Below are 24,005 nucleotides of genomic sequence, written 5' to 3' on the forward strand. Positions count from 1 at the left end.
GTGGGCGCCACCGAGAGTGCGGCGAGGAGTCAGTTCCGGGAGTGCACCAGGGTGAAGATCGCCCCCTCCGGGTCCGCGACGGTGGCCAGCCGGCCGTTGAAGCCCTCGCGGGGCGGTTGGACGACGCGGCCCCCGAGGTCGATCACCCGGGCCGCGGCCGCGTCGGTGTCCTCGACCTCGAAGTACGTCATCCAGTGCGGCCCCCGGTCGTGCGGCAGCGAGCGGCCCACCCCGTGCACGGCTGCGACCGGGCGGCCGTCCAGGCGCAGGGTCAGGTAGTCGAAGTCGTCCGTCGCGTCCGGGTGTTGGCGGGCCTCGTGGCCGAAGACGTGCTCGTAGAACTTGCCGACCGCCGTGGTGTCCTGCGTGACCAGCTCGTTCCAGACCGGGGTGCCGGGGGAACCGTGCAGCGCGGTGCCGAGATGACTGCCCGCCTGCCAGATGCCGAAGATGGCGCCGAGCGGGTCGGAGCAGATCGCCACCCGGCCCGCGATGCCGGCGTCCAGCGGGCCCACCGCGACCGTGCCTCCGCAGGCGCGGATCGCCTCGGCCGTGGCATCGGCGTCATCCGTGGCGAGGTACGTGGTCCAGGCGACCGGAAGGTGCCGGTCCGGGGGCATTTCGCCGATGCCGGCCACCTCTCGGCCGTCGAGCGCCGCTCTGACGTAGGGGCCCAACTGCTCCGGGCCGGGTTGGTAGTCCCAGCCGAAGAGGTCGGCGTAGAACTCCTCGGTGGGGCCGAGGCCGTGCACCATCAGGCTCACCCAGCACGGTGTACCGGGCTGACGCCTGGTTGCCTTCGCTGCCTCGGTCATGTCAGCCGTCTCCTCAGTCGTGGGCCTGTCCTCGAAGTGATGCTTCCACTCCGAGGGGTTCGGCGCGCCTCGACCGGGCCGCGTTTCCCGGGAGCGGAGGAGAGATGACCGAATCAGTGCGGCCCGTCGCGGCGCGTTGATGTCCGGCTTGTTACACGGGGTGCCGGAGTGGGGAGGAAGATGTGCCCCATGACTGCGATCCTCTCGGCTTCCGAACTGATGAGCGAAATGACCGGAAGTACCCCACCGGTGCTCCTGGACGTCCGCTGGCAACTGGGCGGCCCCGACCAGCGGCCCGCGTACGAGGCGGGACACCTGCCGGGTGCCGTGTACGTGGACCTGGACCACGAACTGGCAGGTCCCGTGAGCGCGAAGGGACTTGGTGGGCGCCACCCCCTGCCGGACCCGGAGGCGTTCGGCGCGGTGATGCGCCGGGCCGGGGTCCGCGCCGGCGTGCCGGTGGTCGCGTACGACGGCGGACAGGGCTGGGCCGCCGCCCGGGCGTGGTGGCTGCTGCGCTGGACGGGGCACACGGACGTTCGGGTCCTGGACGGGGGCCTGACGGCCTGGACGGCGGCCGAGGGCACGGTGACGACCGACACGCCCACCCCCACCGAGGGTGATTTCAAGCCAAACCCGGGCGCGATGGAGGTCCTCGACGCGGACGGGGCGGCCGCGCTGGCCCGTTCGGGTGTCCTCCTGGACGCCAGGGCGGGGGAGCGGTACCGGGGCGAGGTCGAGCCGATCGACCGGGTCGGCGGCCACGTACCGGGTGCGGTGTCCGCTCCGACCTCGGAGAACGTGGACGCGTACGGACGGTTCCTGTCGACGGAGGCACTGCGCGCACGGTTCGAGGCGCTCGGCGCCGCGGGGGAGGGCCCGGTCGGGGTCTACTGCGGCTCGGGGGTCTCCGGCGCGCACGAGGTGCTGGCCCTGGACGTCGCGGGCATCGCGTCCGCGCTGTACGCGGGCAGTTGGTCGGACTGGTCCTCGGATCCGGCCCGCCCGGTCGCCACGGGCCCGACGCCGTAGGGCGGGCACACGGAAGGTCGGGAGCGCCGCGTGCGCCGCGCTCCCGACCCTTCGATACGGGTGTTCCCGCTACTCCTGCTTCTTGCGCCGGGTGCCGAAGACAATCTCGTCCCAGCTCGGCACCGCGGCGCGCCGGCCCGGGCGGACGCCGTCGGCCTCGGCCTGCCGGTCGGTGGTGCCGGTCAACCGGTCGCGGTGGCCCGCCACGGTGCGCGGCATCAGGACGTCGGCGTACGCGCTGCCGGCTCCGGCGGAGGCGGCCGGCGCCTCCTCGACCTCCGGCTCCTCGGCCGGCAGGTCGACGCGTTCCGGAACGACCATGTCGCCGCGGAAGCTCGGCACGGCTTCCAGCAGGCTGGTCAGGGTGTCCCGCTCCTCCTCCGGTTCCGGCGGCGGGGCGGGGCGTTCCATCTGGCGGTCGAGTGCGCGGTCGAGCGGACGGTCGCGGGGCAGGCGCGCGATCCTCGGCACGAACGGGAAGCTCGGCTCGGGCGTCGCGGGCAGGTCGTCCGATTCGCCGATCAGGGAGCGGGCCTCGTCGTCCACGGCCACGACCAGTCGGCGGGGCGGGTCGTACGTCCAGCTCGCCGCGTGCGGTTCGCTGGCGACCCGGTAGACCAGCAGGACCTCCCAGGTGCCGTCGTCTCGGCGCCAGGAGTCCCATTGCACGGACTCCTTGTCGGCCCCGCGCAGTGTCAGCCGTTCCTGCACGGCCTCGCCGAGCTGGGGGCCGGTGTTCTCGCCGGGGCGGCGCACGGGAGTCTTGCGGGCGCGTTCGGCCATGAACGCGCGCTCCGCGAGCACGGGGCCCTCGAACCGGCGTACCCGGTCGACGGGGATGCCCGCGAGTTGAGCGACCTCCTCCGCGGAGGCGCCGGCTCGTATGCGGGCCTGGATGTCGCGAGGGCGGAGGTGGCTCTCCACCTCGATCTCGATCTGGTTCAGGCGCGCACGGTCGTTGCGTACGGCGGCCCGGAGACGCTCGTCGATCGGAAGCGTGTACTCCGTGCTGTCCGCAGCCTTGAGCACCAGTCGTGTGCCGTCATTGGAGACGGCCACGACACGCAGTTCGGGCATGGGGACCTCCCGGGTGGTGCCTGCCGACGTCACGTGCGTCGCTGCTTCCGCTAGTCGAGTGTGGCCTGCCCGGGTGCAGCCTGCCACAACCTTGCCGAGTTAAACCGGCGTGTCGGGCATGCGCCCTTGATCGCCGTTATGGCACGGTTACCTGTTGGGTACGCACAGTGACCGAACGATTACTGTGCGCAGCAGGAACCCGTGCAACACCGCGGCATCGCCGGTCTCGAGTGCCGTTTCTCCATCGTCCGGCCCCCTCTCCCGAGTCCGGACATCCGAAAGGAAGGACGGCCCCAGGGCTCGCCACAGTACTCCATTCGGGCCACGCAGGTGGACCGCCGCGCCGCCGAACTTGTCTCGGGCGGCGGGAGTTGAGCTGCCCTGAATGCGGTCGGTAACCGGTCGGACCTGCGCCCCGGTCGGTTTGAGGGTGTCTTGCTTCACAGAATCCCCCGAAACGGAACTTTCCGTTTCGCTCAGGTGTCAGTAACTGCTGGAAGAGGAGAAGCGCGAGAGGCAGGGCACGCAGGGGATGGCGATGGGTCAGAAGACGACGCGGGACACGGTGGACGCGGAACCGGAGAAGAAGAAGCTCGATCTGAGCGTGGCGCAGATCGCGGGCACCTCCACCGCCACCGTCGCGGCTGCCCTGCTCGCCTCGCAGATGGGGGTCTACGGCACGATCCTCGGAGCCGGCGTGGTGAGCGTGGTCGCCACCGCGGGAGGGCCCGTCGTCCAGCACCTGTTCCGACGTACCGGCGACCAGTTGCGCGAGACCGCCCGCCCCAAGGCCCGGCAGGTGCCCGAGGTGCACAAGGACCAGGCGGCGGACGGCTCGCTGTTGCCGGGCGCGGCCCTGCCCTCCGAGGAGTTCGGCGACGCGACCGTGCACGGCACCCGCGTACGGGGCTGGAAGCGCACGGCGGTCGCCTCCGGAGTCGCCTTCGCCATCGCGCTCGGCGGACTCGGCACCTACGAGGCGATCGCCGGTACCTCGGTCAGCCAGGGCGGCGGCACCATCCTGTCCGGGGGCACCCGCAAGGCCGCCGATCACAGGCCGAGCACCCCGCGGGAGGAACCCGGTCGGGGCACCGACGACGGCGACGGCCGCAAGGGTGAACGGGACGGCAAGGGCGGCGAGAGCCCGGGGACCGGGAAGAAGTCCCCGAACCCCTCGACCTCCCCGGGCGGCGAGAGCCCGGGACCGGACCCGACTCCCTCCCGTTCCGGGGAGTCGAGCCCGGACCCGACGCCGCCGAAGCCCGACCCGACCCCGACGCCCACTCCGACCCCGACCCCGAGCCCGGGGAAGTCGACCGGTGGCTCGGGATCCGGTTCCGGCGGGACGGGCACCGGTACCGGACCCGCGCCGAGCCCCTCCTGAACCGGAGTCAGCTCCCGAGCACGCGCCGCAGGTAGTCGTTGCCGAACAGCCGGTCCGGGTCCAGCCGGTCCCGCAGCCCCGTGAACTCGGCGAAGCGCGGGTACACCCCGGCGAGGTACTCCGCGTCCCGCGTGTGCACCTTGCCCCAGTGCGGCCGTCCGCCGTGCGCGGTGAAGATGCGCTCCGCCGCCGTGAAGTAGGCCTGGTACGGGGTGCCCTTGTACATGTGGACCGCCACGTAGGCCGTCTCCCGGCCCGACGCCGTGGACAGGGTGACATCGTCGGCCGGTGCGGTGCGCACCTCCACCGGGAAGCTGACGCGCAGGTCGGATCCGTCGACCATCGCCTTCAGCTCGCGCAGCGCCTCCACGACGCGCTCACGGGGAAGCGCGTACTCCATCTCCACGAACCGGACCCGGCGCGGGCTGGTGAACACCTTGTACGGGATGTCCGTGTAGGTGCGCGCCGACAGGGCGCGGCTGGCGATCCGGGCGATGCCGGGGACGGTCGCCGGGACGGCGCGCCCCAGCGAGTTGACCGCCTGGAAGAGGCCGTTGGACAGCAGTTCGTCCTCCACCCACGCGCTCACCGGCCCGGGCGGTGCGGCCGGGCCCTGGCTGCGGTTGTTCCGCTTGGTGTTGCAGTTCCCGGTGTGCGGGAACCAGTAGAACTCGAAGTGCTCGTTCTCCGCGAAGTGCTCGTCGAACTCGACCGTCACCCGGTCGAAGGACATCGGCTCCTCACGGGCGGTCAGGAAGAAGATCGGCTCCACCGCGAGGGTGACCGAGGCGAGGATGCCGAGCGCGCCGATGCCGAGCCGGGCCGCCGCGAAGACCTCCGGGTTCTCCTTCTCCGAGCACGCCAGCAGCCGGCCGTCGGCCGTGACCAGCTCCAATCCGCGGATCTGCGCGGAGAGGGAGGCCGAGTCGCGGCCGGTGCCGTGGGTGCCGGTGCTGGTGGCACCCGAGACCGTCTGCTCCATGATGTCGCCCATGTTGGTGAGCGACAGGCCCTCCCTGGCCAGGGCCTGGTTGAGGTCCTTGAGGACCGTCCCCGCCGCCACCGTGACGGTCCCGGCCGTCCGGTCCACGGACCGGATGCCGGCCAGGGACTGCGGACGGATCAGCACGCCGTCGGTGGCGGCGGCCGCCGTGAAGGAGTGGCCGGTGCCGACGGCCTTCACCCTCAACCCGTCCTCGGCGGCCCGACGGACCGCCTCCTGAAGCTCCCCGACCGAGGTCGGGGTCACCACGCGGGCGGGCGTGGCACTGACGTTCCCCGCCCAGTTACGCCACGTGGCCGGCGTCCTCGCCGTCCCGGCGTACCCGCTCTGCCCTGCTGTCGCCGTCCCCATCGGTGCCTGGCTCCTCCCCTTGCGCCGGCCTCGTCAGCCGGCGGAATCCCGCGAACGCCACCGCTGCCGCGGTCACCCCCGCCGAGAGCGAGACGACGTACCCGGTCCGCGCGCCGGCCGCGTCGACGACCCAGCCGGCCACGGAGGACCCGAGCGCGATGCCGACCGCGAGGCCGGTGCTGATCCAGGTCATGCCCTCGGTCAGCTTCGCGTGAGGTACGTGCGCCTCGATCAGGGCCATCGTGGTGATCATCGTGGGAGCGATGGCGAGGCCCGAGACGAAGAGCGCCACGGCAAGGAACGGAAGGTTCCCGGCCAGTAGGAGGGGGATCATACTCACGGCCATCGCACTGATGCCCAGCATCCAGCGAGGTTCGGCCTTGCCCTTGAAGTGCAACAGGCCGAAGACGATCCCCGCGAGGCAGGATCCGAAGGCCCAGATCGCCAGGAACACCCCGCCGAGGGACTTGTTGCCGTGCTCCTCGGCGAAGGCCAGCGTCGCCACGTCCACGGACCCGAAGATCGCGCCGGTGGCCGCGAAGGTGGCGACCAGGACCTGGAGGCCGGGGGAGCGCAGCGCCGAGGAGCGGTCCGATTGCGGGTGGCGGGGATGGGGCGCGGGCTCGGTGGCGGTGAGCGCGGTCAGCCACCACACCCCCGTCAGCAGGCAGACGAGGGCGACCACCGGGCCGGCCTCCGGGAACCAGCTCGCGGACAGGGTCGCGGCGAGCGGCGGACCGACGATGAAGCACAGCTCGTCGAGGATCGACTCGAACGAGTAGGCGGTGTGCAACTGCGGGGTGTCCCGGAAGAGCGCCGTCCACCGCGCGCGCACCATCGAGCCGACGCTGGGCACGCAGCCCGCGACGACGGCGAAGACGAAGAGGGTCCAGCGGGGCCATTCGTTCGCCGCCGAGAGCAGCAGGCCGGTCACCGCCCCCGCCGCGACGAGGGTCGCCGGGCGCAGCACCCGCCGTTGTCCGTACTGGTCCACCATCCGGGACACCTGGGGGCCCACGGCGGCGGCCGAGAGTGCGATGGTCGCGGTGATCCCGCCCGCGAGGGCGTAGCTGCCGCCGAGCTCGGTGATCATCGTCAGCACACCGATGCCGACCATGGACAGGGGCATCCGACCGATGAGGCCGGCGGCCGTGAACCCCTTGGTGCCGGGGGTCGCGAAGATCGCGCGGTAGGGACTGGGCACGTTGCGCTCCGTAAGGGACGTCTGTGGCCCCCACAGGTTACGGTCGCCGACAAGGCGCCCGCATGGGGAAAATCCAGACAGGAAGTTAGGGTGACCTTACCTTTGATCTTCGGTCTCGGACGCGCCGGGTCCGATTCCCGGCCCGAGCCGGCGGGTGGCAGGATTCGAGCATGTCTGACCAGCTCCGTGCCTGCGCCCCCCGAGCGGCCGAGGGCCTCGCGGCCCCCTACGACGCCCTCCTGCTGCTCTCCTTCGGCGGCCCCGAGGGCCCCGACGACGTCGTTCCGTTCCTGGAGAACGTGACGCGGGGGCGCGGCATCCCGCGCGAGCGGCTCAAGGAGGTCGGGCAGCACTACTTCGGCTTCGGCGGCGTCAGCCCCATCAACGGGCAGAACCGCGAGTTGCTGGACGCGCTGCGCAAGGACTTCGCGGAGCACGGGCTGGACCTGCCGGTCTACTGGGGCAACCGGAACTGGGCCCCGTACCTCACCGACGTGCTGCGCGAGATGGCCGCCGACGGCCGCCGCCGGATCGCGGTGCTCGCGACCAGCGCCTACGCCTCGTACTCGGGCTGCCGGCAGTACCGGGAGAACCTCGCCGACGCCCTGGCGCGGTTGGCCGAGGAGGGGGTGGAGGAACTGCCGCGGGTGGACAAGCTGCGGCACTACTTCAACCACCCGGGGTTCGTGCAGCCGATGATCGACGGGGTGCTCGCCTCCCTGGCCGAACTGACGGGGGACGTGCGGGCCGGGGCGCGCCTGGTGTTCACCACGCACTCGATCCCGACCGCCTCGGCGGACACCTCGGGCCCGGTGGAGGAGCACGGCGACGGCGGTGCGTACGTCCGCCAGCACCTGGACGTGGCCACCGTGATCGCGGACGCGGTGCGCGCCGAGACGGGCACCGAGCCGCTCTGGGACCTCGTCTACCAGTCGCGCAGCGGCGCCCCGCACATCCCGTGGCTGGAGCCGGACATCTGCGACCACCTGGAGGCCCTGCACGCGGGGGGCACCCCGGCGGTCGTGATGGTGCCGATCGGGTTCGTCTCGGACCACATGGAGGTCCTCTACGACCTCGACACGGAGGCCACCGCCAAGGCCGCCGAACTGGGCCTGCCGATCGCCCGCTCGGCGACGGTCGGCGCCGACCCGCGGTTCGCGGCGGCGGTACGGGACCTGCTGCTGGAGCGGGCCGCGGCCGAGCGCGGCGAGCCGGTCGAACGGTGCGCGCTGGGACTGCTCGGCCCGAGTCATGATCTGTGCGCGGTGGGCTGTTGCCCGGCGCGAGCCCCGCGGCCGGCCGCCGCGGGCGTGGACAGTCCGTACGCCTGACCGACCCCAGGGAGTGGCACGACCATGATTTCCGCGGAACTGAAGGCCGAGCTGCTCGACGTGGGTCTGGAGGCGGCCCGGCGGGCGGGTGAACTGCTGCGCGACGGGCGACCGGCGGACCTCGCGGTGGCCGCGACCAAGTCCAGCCCGATCGACGTGGTGACCGAGATGGACATCGCGGCGGAGAAGCTGATCACCGAGATCCTCGGCCGGAGGCGTCCCGAGGACGGGCTGCTCGGCGAGGAGGGCGCGGACACCCCCGGGACCAGCGGGGTGCGCTGGGTCGTGGACCCGCTCGACGGCACCGTGAACTACCTGTACGGGCTGCCGAGCTGGTCCGTGTCGGTCGCCGCCGAGTACCGGGGCGAGACCGTGGTCGGGGTCGTCGCGGCCCCGATGCGCGGGGAGACGTTCCACGCGGTGCTCGGGGACGGGGCGTGGCTGGGCGACGCCCGCCTCGCATGCCGGCCTGCGGCGCCGTTGGACCAGGCGCTGGTCGCGACCGGATTCGCGTACGTGCAGGCGCGGCGTGCGCACCAGGCCGAGGTCGCCCGGCGGATCATCCCGCTGGTGCGGGACATCCGGCGGGGCGGCTCGGCGGCCGTGGACCTGTGCGACGTGGCCGCCGGGCGGCTGGACGGCTACTGGGAGCGGGGGCTGAACCCCTGGGACCTGGCGGCGGGCGAGCTGATCGCGCGCGAGGCGGGGGCGCTGACCGGCGGCCGGCCGGGACTGCCCGCGTCGGGCGAGCTGGCGCTGGCGGCCACCCCGGCCGTGTTCGCCTCGCTGCAACCGCTGCTGGACGAGGCGGAGGCCTGGCGCGACTGAGGCCCCCCGGTGGCCCGGTCCGGCGGGTCGGCCCACGGAAGGACCCCGGGCGCCCAGGGGGCGGCCGGGGTCGGGGGTCCGGGGCGGGGTGGGATCAGGCGGCCGTGACGGATACGCCGTGTTCCACGGATACCCCGTGTTCGGCGGCCAGGCGCTGGAGGTCCTCCAGCTCCGCCTGTTCCACGTCCGCGAGGTGGTCGTCGCCCGTCTCACGGGCCTTGCTGAGGTCGGACTGGGTGGCCTCGATGCGCTGCAGAAGGCCTGCGGTGAATGCGTCCATGGTGGGTGCGCCCCCTCTTCATGGGTCGGCGACGGGTGAGCACGTGGCAGTCCGCCGTCAGGGAGTGGTCGGGGTGTGCAGTCGTCCTCCCCGGCGCCCCGGGCCCAGAAACCTCGCGAGGCCGGGGAATCCCCACTTCCACCCGGGGGGAGGCGACCGAGCGGCGCCTTACAGCCGGTTTACCGCCGAAACGTGCAGGATGGTCGACGCAATACAGGTGTGCCCTTCTGGGCTCGAAGGAAGGAAACGACGTGCGCGTACTCGTCGTCGAGGACGAGCAGCTGCTCGCCGATGCGGTGGCCACCGGCCTGCGCCGGGAGGCCATGGCCGTGGACGTCGTGTACGACGGCGCCGCGGCCCTAGAGCGCGTCGGAGTGAACGACTACGACGTGGTCGTGCTCGACCGGGACCTCCCGCTCGTGCACGGCGACGACGTCTGTCGCAAGATCGTCGAGCTCGGCATGCCCACCCGCGTCCTGATGCTCACCGCCTCCGGTGACGTGAGCGACCGTGTCGAGGGGCTGGAGCTCGGGGCGGACGACTACCTGCCCAAGCCCTTCGCCTTCACCGAGCTGACCGCTCGCGTGCGGGCGCTCGGGCGGCGTACGACCGTGGCCCTGCCGCCCGTGCTGGAGCGGGCCGGCATCAAGCTGGACCCGAACCGCCGCGAGGTCTTCCGCGAGGGCAAGGAGGTACAGCTGGCGCCGAAGGAGTTCGCGGTGCTGGAGGTCCTCATGCGCAGCGAGGGCACGGTGGTCTCCGCAGAGCAACTGCTGGAGAAGGCCTGGGACGAGAACACCGACCCCTTCACCAACGTGGTCCGGGTGACCGTCATGACCCTGCGGCGCAAGCTCGGCGAGCCGCCCGTGATCGTCACCGTCCCGGGCTCCGGATACCGGATCTGACGGGGATGGCAGCGACACCGGCGCCGCCCGCGGCGCCACCGAAACCCACCTGGGACCCCGGACAGCCCGAGGGTCCCTTCCCCTGGCTGCGGCCGACGATCCGGATACGGCTCACCCTGCTGTACGGCGGGATGTTCCTGATCGCGGGCATCCTGCTGCTGTCGATCATCTACCTGCTGGCGGCGCAGGCGCTGCGCGAGGGCAACGGCACGCCCTTCAAGATCGTGGACGGGACCGACGTCACGGTCATCAGCAACACCTGTCCCGGGGTGGCCGGCAAGGGCCAGCCACTCGACCAGTTCAACGCCGCCATCAACGCGTGCGTCCTGGAACAGCGCAGGCACGCCCTGGACGACCTGCTCAGCCGGTCGCTGATGGCCCTGCTGGGCCTCAGCATCATCGCCTTCGCCTTCGGCTACGCGATGGCCGGCCGGGTGCTCTCGCCGCTCGGCAAGATCACCCGTACCGCCCGCCGGGTGGTCGGCTCCGACCTGACCCGGCGGATCGAGCTGGACGGGCCGGACGACGAGCTCAAGGAACTGGCCGACACCTTCGACGAGATGTTGGACCGGCTGGAGCGGGCCTTCACGGCCCAGCAGCGGTTCGTCGCCAACGCCTCGCACGAGCTGCGGACGCCACTGGCGATCAACAGGACGCTCCTGGAGGTGCACCTCTCCGACCCGGGGGCCCCGGTGGAGCTCCAGCAGCTCGGCAAGACGCTGCTCGCCACCAACGAGCGCAGCGAGCAGCTCGTCGAGGGCCTGCTCCTGCTGGCCAGGAGCGACAACCAGATAATCGAACGCAAGCCCGTGGACCTGGCCGAGGTCGCCTCGCGGGCCATCGACCAGGCGCGCGGCGAGGCCGGCGCCAAGGGCGTGGAGATCCGCGGCGAACGCGCCCCGGCGGTCGTCCAGGGCAATGGCGTGCTGCTGGAGCGGATCGCCCTCAACCTGGTGCAGAACGGCGTCCGGTACAACGTCGCGGAGGGCGGCTGGGTGGAGGTCACCACCGAGGTCCAGCACGGTCACGCGGTGCTGCTCGTATCGAACACGGGTCCCGTTGTTCCCGCGTACGAGGTGGAGAACCTCTTCGAGCCCTTCAGGCGGCTGCGTACCGAACGAACGGGCAGTGACAAGGGTGTGGGGCTCGGTCTCTCGATCGCGCGCTCCGTGGCCCGCGCACACGGGGGCCGCATCCAGGCGACCCCTCGCGAGGGCGGTGGCCTGGTGATGCGTGTCACGTTGCCCCTGTGACCTGCGGTCCCGTGTGTTCGCTGTTGGCTGAACAGCACAACGGTCGTGGCCAGGGGCCCTGTGTGATCGATCACATTGTCGAGTGTCGGGTCATGTGCGTTCAGTGACCCGGGGAAGGCCGGAAAGCCCGGGAAGTCCGGGTTTCCGGCCCCCGTGATGGCGGGAAATACACGGGGTGGCGTTTGTGCAAGACGGCCCCCGGACCGTGTACGGTCCCGGTCGTCATCCCAGCCAAATGCGCCTTCGGGCGTGCGGCTGGGTGTCGATTGAGTAACAGACCTTGATGTGAGGCAAAATCTCCGCCTCAGGTCGGGCACAAGTCCGGCCTCTCGCGCGTTACGTGCGCTGAGACACCGCTAAATCCCAGAGGGGGAGAGCGAACAATGGCAACGGACTACGACACCCCACGCAAGACCGACGACGACGTTGACAACGACAGCATCGAAGAGCTGAAGGCCCGGCGCAACGAGAAGTCGTCGTCGAACGTCGATGTGGACGACTTCGACGCGGCCGAAGGCATGGAGCTTCCCGGTGCGGACCTCTCCAATGAGGAGCTGGCCGTACGGGTCCTGCCCAAGCAGGCCGACGAGTTCACCTGCATGAGCTGCTTCCTGGTGCACCACCGCAGCCAGCTGGCACGTGAGAAGAACGGTCAGCCGATCTGTCGCGACTGCGACTGAGAGGCGTCGGCCGTGACAGGCTCGACGCCATTTCGGAAGCGACGCTTCCGGAAATCTGGTGATCCGGCGGAGACGCAGGTGGGAACCACGGACCCGGCAACGGGCCCTGGAGCCCCCGGCGTACCCGCCGTGCCCTCCGACACCGCCGCGGCGGTGCCGTCGGCCACAGCGGCCGACGAGGAGTCCCGGCAGTCGTTCGGGGCTCGTCGGGTGCAAGCCGTCAAGAACGGTGTGCGCAAGGGCGGCGAAGGTGCGAAGGCCGCCGCCCTGTACATCACCGACCGAATCATCGAGAACGCACCGCGCGTTCCGGTTCGGGACCTCGCGACCCTGCGCGCGCAGTTCCCGGACCTCGATCCCGATCGGCTCGCCGACAAACTGATCACCGGCGCCGCCAACGCCACGTCCGCCGTCGGTGCGAGCATCGGCGCGGCGGCGATGCTGCCGGTGCCGCCCGCGATGCCGGCCGAAATGGCCGCGGAGATCACCGGGGTCGCGCTGATCGAGCTGAAGCTCCTCGCCGAACTCCACGAGGTCTACGGGCTCCGAGCGCCGGGCAACCTCGGGGAACGCAGCTTCGCGTACCTGACGTCGTGGACGGAGGAACGCGGAGTCGACCTGACCAAGCCGACGACGCTGAACCTGGCGCTCGGCGGTCAGATGAAGCGCGAACTGCGCCAACAGATCATGAAGCGGATGTTCCGCAACCTGCCCAACCTGATGCCGTTCATGGTGGGCGCCGCCGTCGGCGCGGTCATGAACCGCCGGGACACCCGCAAACTCGCCGAGAAGGTGCGTGCGGACCTGCGGACCCGCGCCGTGGCCTGGGACGCCCTCCCGCAGTTGCCGCCCCTTGAGCGGCCCGCCCAGCCCCTTCCCGAGGCCACCCGCAGGGTCATCGAGGGCCCCGACGCGGACCGGCGGGGCTGACGACCGCCCCCGGGCCGCCGCCCCCGACCTCCCGGACTCAGCCGGCCGCCGGCGCGGCCGGGCTGTTCTTCGCCGCGCGAAGGGCCGCGACCAGGGCCTGCGGCTCGCGGGTGGAGACGTACACGTAGGGAGTCGGGTCGGCCGGATCGGTGATCTCGACGCGGACGGCCGTCGGAACGTAGCTGCGCATCAGCATGAAGGCGCGGGTGTCGGCCTTGTACGTGCGCCAGGCGCGCGCCTCCTCGGCCTCCAGGACCTCGGGCTCGCCCAGGGCCGTCACCGGGATCCGCGCGTCACCCGCCGCCAGCGCGCCGTTCACCACGCGCACGCGCGCGGAGCCGTACGAACTCACCACCATCCCCGCCAGCACGCCGCCCCCGACCAGACCGAGCAGCATCGGCAGCGTGCCCAGCGGCAACAGCATCAGCGCGCACGCGACGCCGAGGAGCACGGCGATGCCCCACCAGGCGCGGGGAGCGGTCAGGCGTTCGTCGTGGTGCGCGGGGGAGGGATGCATGGGTCCAAGCCTGCCACGAGGCGACCGTCGAACCGCCGCGCGGGTAAGGTCAGCGGCTGTGAGTGGACGAAACACAGCCTTGACGCCGCCGGCCGATGCCACGGCGCCGGTCCGGCACCCCGACGCCCCGGGGCCCGGCGAACTCCTCGGCGCGCACTACGAGCACTGTTTCGGCTGCGGCGAGGGACAACCCCACGGGCTCCACCTGGAGGCACGGGCGGGCGAGGGCGTGCGCGTCACCGCCGAGTTCACCGTCAAGCAGGCCCACCAGGGCGCCCCCGGTCTCGCCCACGGAGGCGTCCTCGCCACCGCGCTCGACGAGACGCTCGGCTCGCTGAACTGGCTGCTGCGCGTCATCGCGGTGACCGGCCGGCTGGAGACCGACTACGTACGGCCCGTTCCCGTGGACACCGTGCTGTACCTGGAGGCGGAGGTGACCGCCGTGGCCGGACGGAAGATCTACTGCTCCGCGGTCGGCCGAATAGGCGGTCCCGAGGGACCGGTCGCCGTACGCGCCGACGCCCTCTTCATCGAGGTGAAGGTCGACCACTTCATCGACAACGGACGGCCCGAGGAGATCCGGGCGGCGATGGCCGACCCGGACCAGGTCAGGCGCGCACGCGCCTTCGAGGTGAACCCCTGATGTCTCAGAACAACCACGACGCCCGCCGGGGAGTCGACGTGCTGATCCGCCGCGTCGACCCCGAGGTGCCCATGCCGGCCTACGGTCACCCCGGTGACGCGGGCTGCGACCTGGTGACCACGGAGGCCGCCGAGCTCGCGCCCGGCGAGCGGATCGTGCTGCCCACGGGCATCTCCATCGCGCTGCCCGACGGGTACGCCGCCTTCGTGCACCCGCGCTCGGGCCTGGCCGCCCGTTGCGGCCTGGCGCTGGTGAATGCCCCGGGGACGGTGGATGCCGGGTACCGTGGGGAAATCAAGGTGATCGTGGTCAATCTCGACCCGCGCGAGAGCGTCAGGTTCGAGCGTTTCGACCGCATTGCCCAGCTGGTTGTCCAGCGGGTCGAGAAGGTGCGCTTCCACGAGGTGGCGGAACTTCCCGGCTCGGCCCGGGCCGAGGGGGGTTTCGGCTCCACCGGCGGTCATGCGGCCGTGGCCGGATCCGAGGCTGGTCAGCAGGGTGGGAATGGCTACGCTTCGGTCGTAACCGACCGGGAAGGACAGTGACGTGTTCGGACGTCGCAAGAAGAACGACTCCGTCAGGGACGGCGGCGCGGCCGAGCAGGTCGTCGACGGCGCACGCGCCGATGAGCGGGACGACGCCGAGGCGCTCGACGACGACGCCAAGCCGCGACGGATGAACCTGCCGCCGGCCCCCAGGCCGGACGGCCCCTGGGACGTTTCCGAGGTGATCGGCGATCCGGAGGACGGCCGTGTCGACCTCGGGGGCATCCTCGTACCCGGTGTCGAGGGCATGGAACTGCGCGTCGAGGTCGCCGGTGACGCGATCGTGGCCGCGACCGTGGTCCTCGGCGACAGCGCCGTGCAGCTCCAGGCCTTCGCGGCGCCCAAGAAGGAAGGCATCTGGGGCGAGGTCCGTGACGAGATCGCCACGGGCATCACCCAACAGGGCGGCATCATCGACGAGGTCCAGGGCCCGCTGGGCTGGGAGCTGCGCGCGCAGGTCCCCGTACCGCTGCCCGACGGCCAGACCGGCGCGCAGCTGGTGCGGTTCGTCGGTGTCGACGGTCCCCGTTGGTTCCTGCGCGGTGTCATCTCCGGCCAGGGCGCGGTGCGCCCGGAGTCGGCCGGCGTGCTGGAGCAGATCTTCCGGGACACCGTCGTCCTCCGCGGCGACGGCCCGATGGCTCCCCGTGACCCCATCGTCCTGAAGCTGCCGAACGACGCCCAGATGGTGCCGGACGGCGTGCAGACGACCGAGGAGCCCGAGGGCTCCCGCTTCGGCGGCGGCATGGGTCAGCTGGAACGCGGTCCGGAGATCACCGAGGTCCGCTGACCTCGCTCGACGACCGGTTCAGATCGGTGGGCCGTACCCCCGCGGGGGTACGGCCCACCGCCGTTCCCGGCCGTCGCGTCAGGGATCCGTCAGGGATGCGCCCATCGCCGTACATCGGCGCGTGAACCGCGGGGACGTCCCCGAGAATGGGCGCATGGGACGCGGCAAGCTACGGATATACCTCGGCGCGGCACCCGGTGTGGGCAAGACGTACGCCATGCTCTCCGAGGGCCACCGCCGGGTGGAGCGCGGCGGCGACTGCGTCGTCGGCTTCGTCGAGCACCACGGGCGGCCGCGCACCGAGGTCATGCTGCACGGGCTGGAACAGGTGCCGCGCGGGGAGTTGACCTACCGGGGCGCCGGGTTCACGGAGATGGACGTGGACGCGCTGCTGGCCCGCAGACCCGCCGTGGCACTGGTGGACGAGCTCGCGCACACCAATGTGCCGGGCTCGCGCAACGCCAAGCGCTGGCAGGACGTGGAGGAACTGCTCCGCGCGGGCATCGACGTCGTGTCCACCGTGAACATCCAGCACCTGGAGTCACTCGGGGACGTGGTCGAGTCGATCACCGGCGTGCGGCAGCGGGAGACCGTACCGGACGAGGTGGTCCGCCGGGCCGACCAGATCGAGCTGGTCGACATGTCCCCGCAGGCCCTGCGCCGCCGCATGGCGCACGGCAACATATACAAGTCCGACAAGGTCGACGCGGCCCTGTCCAACTACTTCCGCCCCGGCAACCTCACCGCCCTGCGCGAGCTCGCGCTGCTGTGGGTGGCCGACCGGGCCGACGAGTACCTCCAGCAGTACCGGGGCGAGCACGACATCCGCTCCACCTGGCAGGCCCGCGAACGGATCGTCGTCGGCCTCACCGGCGGGCCGGAGGGCCGCACCCTGATCCGGCGCGCCTCCCGGATGGCGGCCAAGGGCTCGGGCAGCGAGATCATGGCCGTCTACATCGCCCGCAGCGACGGGCTGACCGCGGCCTCGCCGAAGGAACTCGCGGTCCAGCGGACCCTGGTCGAAGACCTCGGCGGAACGTTCCACCACGTCATCGGCGACAACATCCCCGACGCCCTGCTCGCCTTCGCCCGCGGGGTCAACGCCACCCAGATCGTCCTCGGCTCCAGCCGCCGCAAGACCTGGCAGTACGTCTTCGGGCCGGGCGTGGGCGTCACCGTGGCCCGGGAATCCGGGCCCGACCTCGACGTCCACATCGTCACGCACGAGGAGGTCGCCAAGGGGCGCGGGCTGCCCGTGGTCCGCACGGCCGCCCGACTCGGGCGACCCCGGATCGTGGCCGGCTGGATCGTCGGCGTGCTCTGCCCCGCCCTCCTCGCCCTCGTCCTGGCGAACATCGACGGCGACCCCGGACTCGCCAACGAGATGCTGCTGTTCCTCGCGCTGACCGTGGCCGCCGCCCTGCTCGGCGGACTCGTGCCCGCACTGGCGTCGGCGGCCTTCGGCTCGCTGCTGCTCAACTACTTCTTCGCACCGCCGGTGCACCGGTTCACGGTCTCCGACCCCAAGAACATCGTCGCCATCTCGGTCTTCTTCGGGGTCGCGGTCGCCGTCGCCTCCGTCGTGGACGTCGCCGCCCGGCGGACCCAACAGGCCGCCCGGCTGCGTGCCGAGTCCGAGATCCTCTCCTTCCTCGCGGGCAGCGTCCTGCGCGGCGAAACCACCCTGGACGCGCTGCTGGAACGGGTGCGCGAGACCTTCGCCATGGAGTCGGTGGCCCTGCTGGAGCGGGAGAGCGACGTCGAGCCCTGGTCGCCGGCGGGCAGCGTGGGCCCGCGCCCCGCGGCCCGGCCCGAGGACGCGGACGTGGACATGCCGATCGGGGACCACATGGCGCTGGCCCTGTCGGGGCGCGTGCTGCCCGCCGAGGACCGCCGGGTGCTCGGCGCCTTCGCCGCCCAGGCCGCCGTGGTCCTGGACCGGCAGCGCCTGGTCGGGCAGGCCGAGGAGGCCCGCCGGATGGCCGAGGGCAACCGCATCCGGACCGCGCTGCTGGCCGCCGTCAGCCACGACCTGCGCACACCCCTGGCCTCCATCAAGGCGTCGGTCAGCTCCCTGCGCTCCGCCGACGTCGAATGGTCCGAGGAGGACCGGGCCGAACTCCTCGAAGGCATCGAGGACGGCGCCGACCGGCTCGACCACCTCGTCGGCAACCTGCTCGACATGTCCCGGCTCCAGACCGGCACGGTCACCCCCCTGATCCGCGAGATCGACCTCGACGAGGTGGTCCCGATGGCGCTGGGCGGCGTCCCCGAGGACAGCGTGGTGCTCGACGTCCCCGAGACCCTGCCGATGGTGGCCGTGGACCCGGGGCTGCTGGAGCGGTCCGTGGCCAACGTGGTCGAGAACGCCGTCAAGTACAGCCCGGCGGGGGAGCAGGTGGTGGTCGCGGCGAGCTTCCTCGGCGACCGGGTCGAGGTACGGGTCGTGGACCGCGGCCCCGGGGTGCCCGACGAGGCCAAGGACCGGATCTTCGCCCCCTTCCAGCGGTACGGGGACTCCCCCCGGGGCTCCGGGGTGGGCCTCGGCCTGGCCGTCGCCCGCGGTTTCGCGGAGGCCATGGACGGCACCCTCGACGTCGAGGACACCCCCGGCGGCGGCCTGACCATGGTGCTCACGCTGCGCGCGGTGACGGGGGAACGCGCCCCCGCACGTGTCACGGTGGACGGCGAGGGGCGGACCGGCCCGGCCGGGGCCGGCCCTCCCGCTCCCGCCCCGTCACCCGCATCCCCCTCTCCCTCCCGCTCGTTCGATCGACCGGTCGATCCCTCCGTACGACAGAAGGCAGGTCCTCAATGACCCGGGTGCTCGTGGTGGACGACGAACCCCAGATCGTCCGAGCCCTCGTGATCAACCTGAAGGCGCGCAAGTACGAGGTCGACGCCGCCGCCGACGGGGCGAGCGCCCTGGAACTCGCCGCCGCCCGCCACCCCGACGTGGTCGTGCTGGACCTGGGCCTGCCCGACATGGACGGCGTCGAGGTGATCAGGGGGCTGCGCGGATGGACCCGTGTGCCGATCCTGGTCCTCTCCGCCCGGCACAGCTCCGACGAGAAGGTCGAGGCCCTGGACGCCGGCGCCGACGACTACGTCACCAAGCCCTTCGGCATGGACGAGCTGCTGGCCCGGCTGCGCGCGGCCGTGCGCCGGGCCGAGCCGGCCGCGGGCGAGGACGAGGTGGTCGTGGAGACCGAGGGCTTCACCGTGGACCTGGCCGCCAAGAAGGCGGTGCGCGCGGGGCGCGACGTACGCCTCACCCCCACGGAATGGCACCTGCTGGAGGTGCTGGTGCGCAACGGCGGCAAGCTCGTCAGCCAGAAGCAGCTGCTCCAGGAGGTGTGGGGGCCCTCGTACGGCACGGAGACCAACTACCTGCGGGTCTACATGGCACAACTGCGGCGCAAGCTGGAGGCGGACCCCTCGCACCCCCGCCACTTCATCACCGAACCGGGCATGGGATACCGCTTCGAGAGGTAGCGTGCGCGCCGGTACGCTTCCTGTATGAGTGCTGAACCGCGTCCCGAGAAGCCCGCGAAACCGGCCAGGCCGGCGGGCCGGTTCCGCCGGATGATAGAGCGGCTTTCCACCTCGCAGGAGGAGCTGCATTCGGCGGAGCTGCAGGAGGACGCAGAAGCCGCGGGATGTACGCGGATCTGCGACTGCGACGACCGCCAGATAGTCAAGGTGACCGGAACGCTGCGCACCGTGACCCTGCGGCCGCGCGCGGGGGTCCCCGCCCTGGAGGCGGAACTGTTCGACGGCTCGGCCCCGCTGGACGTGGTGTGGCTCGGACGTCGCTCGATCGTGGGAATCGAGCCGGGACGGCGCATGATCGCCTCCGGCCGGATCTCGATGAGCCATGGGCGTCGGGTCCTCTTCAACCCGAAGTACGAACTCCGACCGCTCGGACAGGAGCAGTAACCGGTGACGTCACTCGACAAACCGACCACGCCGGCGGATCCGCCGGAGCCCACGGCGGACCAGAAGGCGGTGACGCAGGCGGCGCTCTTCGACGCCTTCGGCGGCATCCGCGGCACCGTGGAGACGATGCTCCCCGGCCTGCTCTTCGTCATGATCTACACGATCAACAAGGACGTGAAGAGCTCCGCCATCGCGGCGGGCGCCGTCGCGGTCCTGCTCGTGATCGTGCGCCTGCTGCGCAAGGACACCGTCAAGCACGCCTTCAGCGGGGTCTTCGGCGTGGGCGTGGGTGTGGCCTTCGCCCTCTTCACGGGCAGCGCGAAGGGCTTCTACCTGCCCGGCATGATCTACGGCGTCGGCCTGGGCTTCGCGTTCACGGTCTCGGCACTGGTCGGCTTCCCGCTGCTCGGCGTGATCCTCGGACCGGTCTTCAAGGAGAACCTGTCCTGGCGGACCCGCAACCCGGGCCGCAAGAAGGCCTACACCAAGGCCAGCCTGGCATGGGGGCTCATCTTCCTCGCCAAGTACGCGATCCTCTTCCCGCTGTACTGGTGGGGGGACGCCACGCAGTTGGGGTGGGTGCTCATCGCGCTCAAGCTCCCGCCGATGGTGCTCGCCGTGTACTTCACGTGGGTGTTCCTCGCGAAGGCGCCGCCGCCGATCGACGTGATCGCGGAGTGGGAGGCCGAGGAGGCCGCCGAGAAGGAGACCAAGGCGGCCGCCAAGGCGGCGAAGGCGGCCAACGCCTCGACCGAGGGACGCCACCGGGCGCCGTAGTCGCCGGGACGCGCCGACGAAACGTGGGAGGGGCGGGCAGCCGATGGGCTGCCCGCCCCTCCCACGTTTCACACGCCGTACGCCGAGATCTAGTGACGGGCCTGGAGGAGGTCCTCCAGCTGCTCCTCGCGGGCCTGGGCGGCCACGAAGAGGAGCTCGTCGCCGGGCTCCAGGGTCTCCTCGCCGTGCGGGGTCAGGACCCGGTTGCCGCGGATGATCGTGACCAGCGAGGTGTCCTCGGGCCAGTTGATCTCGCTGATCTGGGTGCCCGCGACCGAGGAGTCGGCGGGCAGGGTCAGCTCGACCAGGTTGGCGTCGCCGTGGCTGAAGCGCAGCAGCCGTACGAGGTCGCCGACGCTGACGGCCTCCTCGACCAGGGCCGACATCAGACGCGGGGTGGAGACCGCGACGTCGACGCCCCAGGACTCGTTGAAGAGCCACTCGTTCTTCGGGTTGTTCACCCGCGCCACGACCCGGGGAACCCCGTACTCGGTCTTGGCCAGCAGCGAGACGACCAGGTTGACCTTGTCGTCCCCCGTGGCGGCGATGACCACGTTGCAGCGCTGCAAGGCGGCCTCGTCCAGCGAGGTGATCTCGCACGCGTCGGCCAGCAGCCACTCCGCCTGCGGCACCCGCTCCACGGAGATGGCGGTGGGCGCCTTGTCGACCAGCAGCACCTCGTGACCGTTCTCCAGCAGCTCACCCGCGATGGAGCGGCCGACCGCGCCGGCTCCGGCGATCGCGACCCTCATGCGTGTGCCTCCTCAGGCCCCTCGGCGAAGGCCGCCTCGACTTTGTCGATCTCGTCCGTACGCATCATCACGTGGACGAGGTCGCCCTCCTGGAGGACGGTCGCCGACGTAGGCAGCGTGGCTTCACCCAGACGGGTGAGGAACGCGACACGTACGCCGGTCTCCTCCTGCAGCTTGCTGACCTTGTGGCCGATCCACGCCTCGGAGGTGTGCACCTCGGCGAGCTGGACACCTCCGCTCGGGTCGCGCCACAGCGGTTCCGCGCCCGAGGGCAGCAGCCGGCGGAGCATCTGGTCGGCGGTCCACCGCACGGTCGCGACGGTGGGGATGCCGAGGCGCTGGTAGACCTCGGCGCGCTTGGGGTCGTAGATGCGGGCGGCGACGTTCTCGACGCCGAACATCTCACGGGCCACCCGAGCCGCGATGATGTTGGAATTGTCACCACTGCTGACGGCGGCGAAGGCACCCGCCTCCTCGATGCCGGCCTCCCGCAGGGTGTCCTGGTCGAAGCCGACCCCCGTGACGCGGCGGCCGCCGAACGATGCCCCCAGTCGACGGAATGCGGTGGGGTCCTGGTCGACGACCGCGACCGTGTGCCCCTGCTGTTCCAGGGTCTGCGCGAGGGCGGAGCCCACTCTTCCGCAACCCATGATGACGATGTGCACGGCCGTCCTTCCGGCTGACAGCGGCTCGCTGATTTCCAGCCTCATTGCATGCTCTGGCTAAACAGGGTCTCAGACCATGGCCCAAGCTACACACGGGCGGTCACCAGTGTGACCATTTGGGGTGCGGGGAGACCCTCATTCGCCGCTCATTGCCCTGTAAAGGGACCGGGGGTTCGTCAGGCGGATTTCGAACGCTTACGATCCTCTGCGTGTCCAAACTGACCGACGTGCCCAAACGGATCCTGATCGGCCGGGCGCTACGCAGCGACCGCCTCGGAGAAACACTCCTCCCCAAGCGGATCGCCCTTCCCGTCTTCGCGTCCGACCCGCTCTCGTCCGTGGCCTACGCCCCGGGCGAGGTTCTGCTGGTCCTCTCGATCGCGGGTGTGTCGGCGTACCACTTCAGCCCCTGGATCGCGGTCGCGGTCGTGGTGCTCATGTTCACCGTCGTCGCCTCCTACCGACAGAACGTCCACGCCTACCCGAGCGGCGGCGGCGACTACGAGGTCGCCAACACCAACCTCGGGCCCAAAGCCGGCCTCACCGTGGCGAGCGCCCTGCTCGTCGACTACGTCCTCACGGTCGCCGTCTCCATCTCCTCCGGCGTGGAGAACCTGGGATCAGCCGTCGATTTCGTCATCGAGCACAAGGTGCTCTCGGCGATGATCATGATCATCCTTCTCACGCTGATGAATCTGCGCGGAGTCAAGGAATCCGGGAAACTCTTCGCGATCCCCACCTACGTGTTCGTCGGAGCCGTCTTCGTCCTCATCGCCTACGGCGCCTTCAAGGGCCTCGTCCTCGGCGACGACATGAAGGCACCCACCGCGGATCTGGAGATCAAACCCGAACACCAGGGACTCGCCGGATTCGCCCTCGTCTTCCTGCTGCTGCGCGCCTTCTCCTCGGGTTGCGCCGCCCTCACCGGTGTCGAGGCCATCAGCAACGGCGTCCCGGCCTTCCGCAAGCCCAAGAGCAAGAACGCCGCCACCACCCTCGCCCTCATGGGCGGACTCGCGGTCACCATGTTCTGCGGGATCATCGGCCTGGCCATGGCCACCGACGTGAAGATGGCCGAGAACCCGCCCGTCGACCTCCTGGACAACGGCGTCCCCGTCGGCGCCGACTACGTCCAGCACCCCGTGATCTCCCAGGTCGGCGAGGCCGTCTTCGGCAGCGGCAGCTTCCTCTTCATCATCCTGGCGATCGCCACCGCGCTGGTCCTCTTCCTGGCCGCCAACACCGCCTACAACGGCTTCCCGCTGCTCGGCTCGATCCTCGCCCAGGACCGCTACCTGCCGCGCCAACTGCACACCCGCGGCGACCGGCTCGCCTTCTCCAACGGCATCGTGCTCCTCGCGGGCGCCGCCATGCTGCTCGTGTGGCTGTACGACGCCGACTCGACGAAGCTGATCCAGCTCTACATCGTCGGCGTCTTCGTCTCCTTCACGCTCAGCCAGATCGGCATGGTCCGGCACTGGAACCGCCACCTGCGCTCCGAGCGCGACCAGGCCGCCCGCCGCCGCATGCACCGCTCACGGGCGATCAACACCTTCGGCGCGTTCTTCACCGGCATGGTGCTCGTCGTCGTCCTCGCCACCAAGTTCACGCACGGCGCCTGGGTCGCCCTGCTGGGCATGGTCATCTTCTACGGAACGATGACCGCCATCCGCAAGCACTACGACCGCGTCTCCACCGAGATCGCGGCCGCCGAAGGCCCCAGCGACGACAGCGTGCGCCCCTCCCGGGTCCACTCCATCGTCCTCGTCTCCAAGGTCCACAAGCCCACGCTGCGGGCCCTGGCCTTCGCGAAGCTGACCCGCTCCGACACCCTGGAAGCGCTCAGCATCAGCGTCGACCCGGCCGAGACCAAGGCACTGAAGGCGGACTGGGAGCAGCGCGGGATCAACGTCCCGCTCAAGATCCTCGACTCGCCCTACCGCGAGATCACCCGACCGGTCGTCGAGTACGTCAAGGGGCTGCGCAGCGAGAACCCGCGCGACGCCGTCAGCGTCTACATCCCCGAGTACGTCGTCGGCCGCTGGTACGAACACCTCCTGCACAACCAGAGCGCGCTGCGGCTCAAGGGCCGACTGCTCTTCACCCCCGGCGTGATGGTCACCTCCGTGCCGTACCAGCTGGAGTCCTCGGAGCTCGCCAAGCGACGGGCGAAGAAGCGCCAGGACTGGAACGCGCCGGGCGCGGTGCGCCGCGGACCGGTGGACACCCCGCGGTCGCGGTCGAAGGACTCGGCGAAGTAGGCGAAGCAGAGGCAGGGTCCGGGGCCGGATGGTCCCGGGTCCG

Annotated in this window: 24 protein-coding genes; 16 read left to right on the top strand and 8 right to left on the bottom strand. The window is 71.2% G+C overall.

Annotated features, from left to right (window positions below):
* Positions 1-29: 29 nt before the first annotated feature.
* Entirely contained in the window at positions 30-815 is a 786-nt protein-coding gene (locus tag ACFYW3_RS00520; protein ID WP_351750754.1) for a VOC family protein, read from the bottom strand.
* Positions 816-1,004: 189 nt separating this feature from the next.
* On the opposite strand from ACFYW3_RS00520, the gene ACFYW3_RS00525 reads away from it, so the two are divergent.
* Positions 1,005-1,847, top strand: a complete 843-nt coding sequence (locus tag ACFYW3_RS00525) for a sulfurtransferase (RefSeq protein WP_389385113.1) — start codon at positions 1,005-1,007, stop codon at positions 1,845-1,847.
* A gap of 69 nt (positions 1,848-1,916) precedes the next feature.
* On the opposite strand, the gene sepH is transcribed toward ACFYW3_RS00525, so the two are convergent.
* Positions 1,917-2,924 (bottom strand): septation protein SepH, encoded by a 1,008-nt coding sequence (gene sepH, locus ACFYW3_RS00530; RefSeq protein ID WP_351750756.1) that lies wholly within the window; start codon positions 2,922-2,924, stop codon positions 1,917-1,919.
* Between the two features lie 538 nt (positions 2,925-3,462).
* Here sepH and ACFYW3_RS00535 point away from each other — a divergent pair.
* Entirely contained in the window at positions 3,463-4,308 is an 846-nt protein-coding gene (locus tag ACFYW3_RS00535; RefSeq protein WP_389385114.1) for a hypothetical protein, read from the top strand.
* Between the two features lie 7 nt (positions 4,309-4,315).
* Here ACFYW3_RS00535 and ACFYW3_RS00540 read toward each other — a convergent pair whose 3' ends face one another.
* Both ACFYW3_RS00540 and ACFYW3_RS00545 read right to left on the bottom strand, forming a co-directional pair.
* Positions 4,316-5,662 (bottom strand): D-arabinono-1,4-lactone oxidase, encoded by a 1,347-nt coding sequence (locus ACFYW3_RS00540; RefSeq protein ID WP_351750759.1) that lies wholly within the window; start codon positions 5,660-5,662, stop codon positions 4,316-4,318.
* Positions 5,595-6,866 carry an MFS transporter gene (locus ACFYW3_RS00545; RefSeq protein WP_389385115.1) on the bottom strand — a complete coding sequence of 424 codons (1,272 nt, stop codon included), beginning with the start codon at positions 6,864-6,866 and terminating at the stop codon, positions 5,595-5,597. Before ACFYW3_RS00545 ends, ACFYW3_RS00540 begins: the two co-directional genes overlap by 68 nt.
* Before the next feature lie 170 nt (positions 6,867-7,036).
* Between ACFYW3_RS00545 and ACFYW3_RS00550 the strand changes: the two genes are divergently transcribed.
* Positions 7,037-8,197, top strand: a complete 1,161-nt coding sequence (locus ACFYW3_RS00550) for a ferrochelatase (protein WP_389385116.1) — start codon at positions 7,037-7,039, stop codon at positions 8,195-8,197.
* Positions 8,198-8,221: 24 nt separating this feature from the next.
* A complete protein-coding gene (locus ACFYW3_RS00555) occupies positions 8,222-9,025 on the top strand; it encodes an inositol monophosphatase family protein (RefSeq protein ID WP_351750763.1) in 804 nt (267 codons plus the stop codon).
* Between the two features lie 94 nt (positions 9,026-9,119).
* On the opposite strand, the gene ACFYW3_RS00560 is transcribed toward ACFYW3_RS00555, so the two are convergent.
* Complete coding sequence (locus ACFYW3_RS00560) at positions 9,120-9,305, bottom strand: hypothetical protein (protein WP_351750765.1); 186 nt, start codon at positions 9,303-9,305, stop codon at positions 9,120-9,122.
* Between the two features lie 251 nt (positions 9,306-9,556).
* Between ACFYW3_RS00560 and ACFYW3_RS00565 the strand changes: the two genes are divergently transcribed.
* From ACFYW3_RS00565 to ACFYW3_RS00580, 4 genes are all read left to right on the top strand, one after another.
* Positions 9,557-10,210, top strand: coding sequence for a response regulator transcription factor (locus ACFYW3_RS00565; RefSeq protein ID WP_030008767.1), 654 nt, complete (start codon positions 9,557-9,559; stop codon positions 10,208-10,210).
* A gap of 5 nt (positions 10,211-10,215) precedes the next feature.
* Positions 10,216-11,463, top strand: a complete 1,248-nt coding sequence (locus tag ACFYW3_RS00570; RefSeq protein WP_351750767.1) for a HAMP domain-containing sensor histidine kinase — start codon at positions 10,216-10,218, stop codon at positions 11,461-11,463.
* Positions 11,464-11,846: 383 nt separating this feature from the next.
* Positions 11,847-12,143 (top strand): DUF4193 domain-containing protein, encoded by a 297-nt coding sequence (locus ACFYW3_RS00575; protein ID WP_053676268.1) that lies wholly within the window; start codon positions 11,847-11,849, stop codon positions 12,141-12,143.
* A gap of 12 nt (positions 12,144-12,155) precedes the next feature.
* Complete coding sequence (locus ACFYW3_RS00580) at positions 12,156-13,073, top strand: hypothetical protein (RefSeq protein ID WP_389385117.1); 918 nt, start codon at positions 12,156-12,158, stop codon at positions 13,071-13,073.
* Positions 13,074-13,110: 37 nt separating this feature from the next.
* On the opposite strand, the gene ACFYW3_RS00585 is transcribed toward ACFYW3_RS00580, so the two are convergent.
* Complete coding sequence (locus tag ACFYW3_RS00585; protein WP_351750771.1) at positions 13,111-13,590, bottom strand: DUF3093 domain-containing protein; 480 nt, start codon at positions 13,588-13,590, stop codon at positions 13,111-13,113.
* A gap of 58 nt (positions 13,591-13,648) precedes the next feature.
* On the opposite strand from ACFYW3_RS00585, the gene ACFYW3_RS00590 reads away from it, so the two are divergent.
* The 7 genes from ACFYW3_RS00590 to ACFYW3_RS00620 all read left to right on the top strand — a co-directional run bounded on the left by ACFYW3_RS00590 (position 13,649) and on the right by ACFYW3_RS00620 (position 20,284).
* Positions 13,649-14,233, top strand: coding sequence for a PaaI family thioesterase (locus ACFYW3_RS00590; protein WP_267828290.1), 585 nt, complete (start codon positions 13,649-13,651; stop codon positions 14,231-14,233).
* On the top strand, positions 14,233-14,778 hold the full coding sequence (gene dut, locus ACFYW3_RS00595) for a dUTP diphosphatase (protein WP_351373921.1): 546 nt from the start codon (positions 14,233-14,235) through the stop codon (positions 14,776-14,778). Before ACFYW3_RS00590 ends, dut begins: the two co-directional genes overlap by 1 nt.
* Position 14,779: 1 nt before the next feature.
* Positions 14,780-15,568, top strand: a complete 789-nt coding sequence (locus tag ACFYW3_RS00600; protein WP_351750773.1) for a DUF3710 domain-containing protein — start codon at positions 14,780-14,782, stop codon at positions 15,566-15,568.
* Between the two features lie 154 nt (positions 15,569-15,722).
* Positions 15,723-18,386 carry a sensor histidine kinase KdpD gene (locus ACFYW3_RS00605; RefSeq protein ID WP_351750775.1) on the top strand — a complete coding sequence of 888 codons (2,664 nt, stop codon included), beginning with the start codon at positions 15,723-15,725 and terminating at the stop codon, positions 18,384-18,386.
* The gene (locus ACFYW3_RS00610; protein WP_351373916.1) at positions 18,383-19,063 is read left to right on the top strand and encodes a response regulator; all 681 of its coding nucleotides are present in this window, start codon (positions 18,383-18,385) and stop codon (positions 19,061-19,063) included. The genes ACFYW3_RS00605 and ACFYW3_RS00610 overlap by 4 nt, the downstream gene beginning before the upstream one ends.
* A gap of 24 nt (positions 19,064-19,087) precedes the next feature.
* On the top strand, positions 19,088-19,507 hold the full coding sequence (locus ACFYW3_RS00615; RefSeq protein ID WP_078998499.1) for an OB-fold nucleic acid binding domain-containing protein: 420 nt from the start codon (positions 19,088-19,090) through the stop codon (positions 19,505-19,507).
* 3 nt (positions 19,508-19,510) lie between these two features.
* Positions 19,511-20,284, top strand: coding sequence for a DUF3159 domain-containing protein (locus tag ACFYW3_RS00620; protein WP_351750777.1), 774 nt, complete (start codon positions 19,511-19,513; stop codon positions 20,282-20,284).
* A gap of 89 nt (positions 20,285-20,373) precedes the next feature.
* Here ACFYW3_RS00620 and ACFYW3_RS00625 read toward each other — a convergent pair whose 3' ends face one another.
* Positions 20,374-21,036 (bottom strand): TrkA family potassium uptake protein, encoded by a 663-nt coding sequence (locus ACFYW3_RS00625; protein WP_351373912.1) that lies wholly within the window; start codon positions 21,034-21,036, stop codon positions 20,374-20,376.
* Positions 21,033-21,701, bottom strand: a complete 669-nt coding sequence (locus ACFYW3_RS00630; RefSeq protein ID WP_053676315.1) for a TrkA family potassium uptake protein — start codon at positions 21,699-21,701, stop codon at positions 21,033-21,035. Before ACFYW3_RS00630 ends, ACFYW3_RS00625 begins: the two co-directional genes overlap by 4 nt.
* Positions 21,702-21,910: 209 nt before the next feature.
* Here ACFYW3_RS00630 and ACFYW3_RS00635 point away from each other — a divergent pair, with 209 nt between their 5' ends.
* Positions 21,911-23,962, top strand: coding sequence for an APC family permease (locus ACFYW3_RS00635; RefSeq protein ID WP_351761234.1), 2,052 nt, complete (start codon positions 21,911-21,913; stop codon positions 23,960-23,962).
* Positions 23,963-24,005: the final 43 nt, after the last annotated feature.

The organism is Streptomyces sp. NPDC002602, assembly GCF_042889445.1.
In the GTDB taxonomy this organism is placed as follows: Bacteria; Actinomycetota; Actinomycetes; order Streptomycetales; family Streptomycetaceae; genus Streptomyces.

Bases quoted from the DNA above. Each gene is read 5' to 3' on its own strand.
- ACFYW3_RS00520 (WP_351750754.1), bottom strand. From the start codon at position 815: ATGACCGAGGCAGCGAAGGCAACCAGGCGTCAGCCCGGTACACCGTGC.
- ACFYW3_RS00525 (WP_389385113.1), top strand. From the start codon at position 1,005: ATGACTGCGATCCTCTCGGCTTCCGAACTGATGAGCGAAATGACCGGA.
- sepH (WP_351750756.1), bottom strand. From the start codon at position 2,924: ATGCCCGAACTGCGTGTCGTGGCCGTCTCCAATGACGGCACACGACTG.
- ACFYW3_RS00535 (WP_389385114.1), top strand. From the start codon at position 3,463: ATGGGTCAGAAGACGACGCGGGACACGGTGGACGCGGAACCGGAGAAG.
- ACFYW3_RS00540 (WP_351750759.1), bottom strand. From the start codon at position 5,662: ATGGGGACGGCGACAGCAGGGCAGAGCGGGTACGCCGGGACGGCGAGG.
- ACFYW3_RS00550 (WP_389385116.1), top strand. From the start codon at position 7,037: ATGTCTGACCAGCTCCGTGCCTGCGCCCCCCGAGCGGCCGAGGGCCTC.
- ACFYW3_RS00555 (WP_351750763.1), top strand. From the start codon at position 8,222: ATGATTTCCGCGGAACTGAAGGCCGAGCTGCTCGACGTGGGTCTGGAG.
- ACFYW3_RS00560 (WP_351750765.1), bottom strand. From the start codon at position 9,305: ATGGACGCATTCACCGCAGGCCTTCTGCAGCGCATCGAGGCCACCCAG.
- ACFYW3_RS00570 (WP_351750767.1), top strand. From the start codon at position 10,216: ATGGCAGCGACACCGGCGCCGCCCGCGGCGCCACCGAAACCCACCTGG.
- ACFYW3_RS00575 (WP_053676268.1), top strand. From the start codon at position 11,847: ATGGCAACGGACTACGACACCCCACGCAAGACCGACGACGACGTTGAC.
- ACFYW3_RS00585 (WP_351750771.1), bottom strand. From the start codon at position 13,590: ATGCATCCCTCCCCCGCGCACCACGACGAACGCCTGACCGCTCCCCGC.
- dut (WP_351373921.1), top strand. From the start codon at position 14,233: ATGTCTCAGAACAACCACGACGCCCGCCGGGGAGTCGACGTGCTGATC.
- ACFYW3_RS00605 (WP_351750775.1), top strand. From the start codon at position 15,723: ATGGGACGCGGCAAGCTACGGATATACCTCGGCGCGGCACCCGGTGTG.
- ACFYW3_RS00610 (WP_351373916.1), top strand. From the start codon at position 18,383: ATGACCCGGGTGCTCGTGGTGGACGACGAACCCCAGATCGTCCGAGCC.
- ACFYW3_RS00615 (WP_078998499.1), top strand. From the start codon at position 19,088: ATGAGTGCTGAACCGCGTCCCGAGAAGCCCGCGAAACCGGCCAGGCCG.
- ACFYW3_RS00625 (WP_351373912.1), bottom strand. From the start codon at position 21,036: ATGAGGGTCGCGATCGCCGGAGCCGGCGCGGTCGGCCGCTCCATCGCG.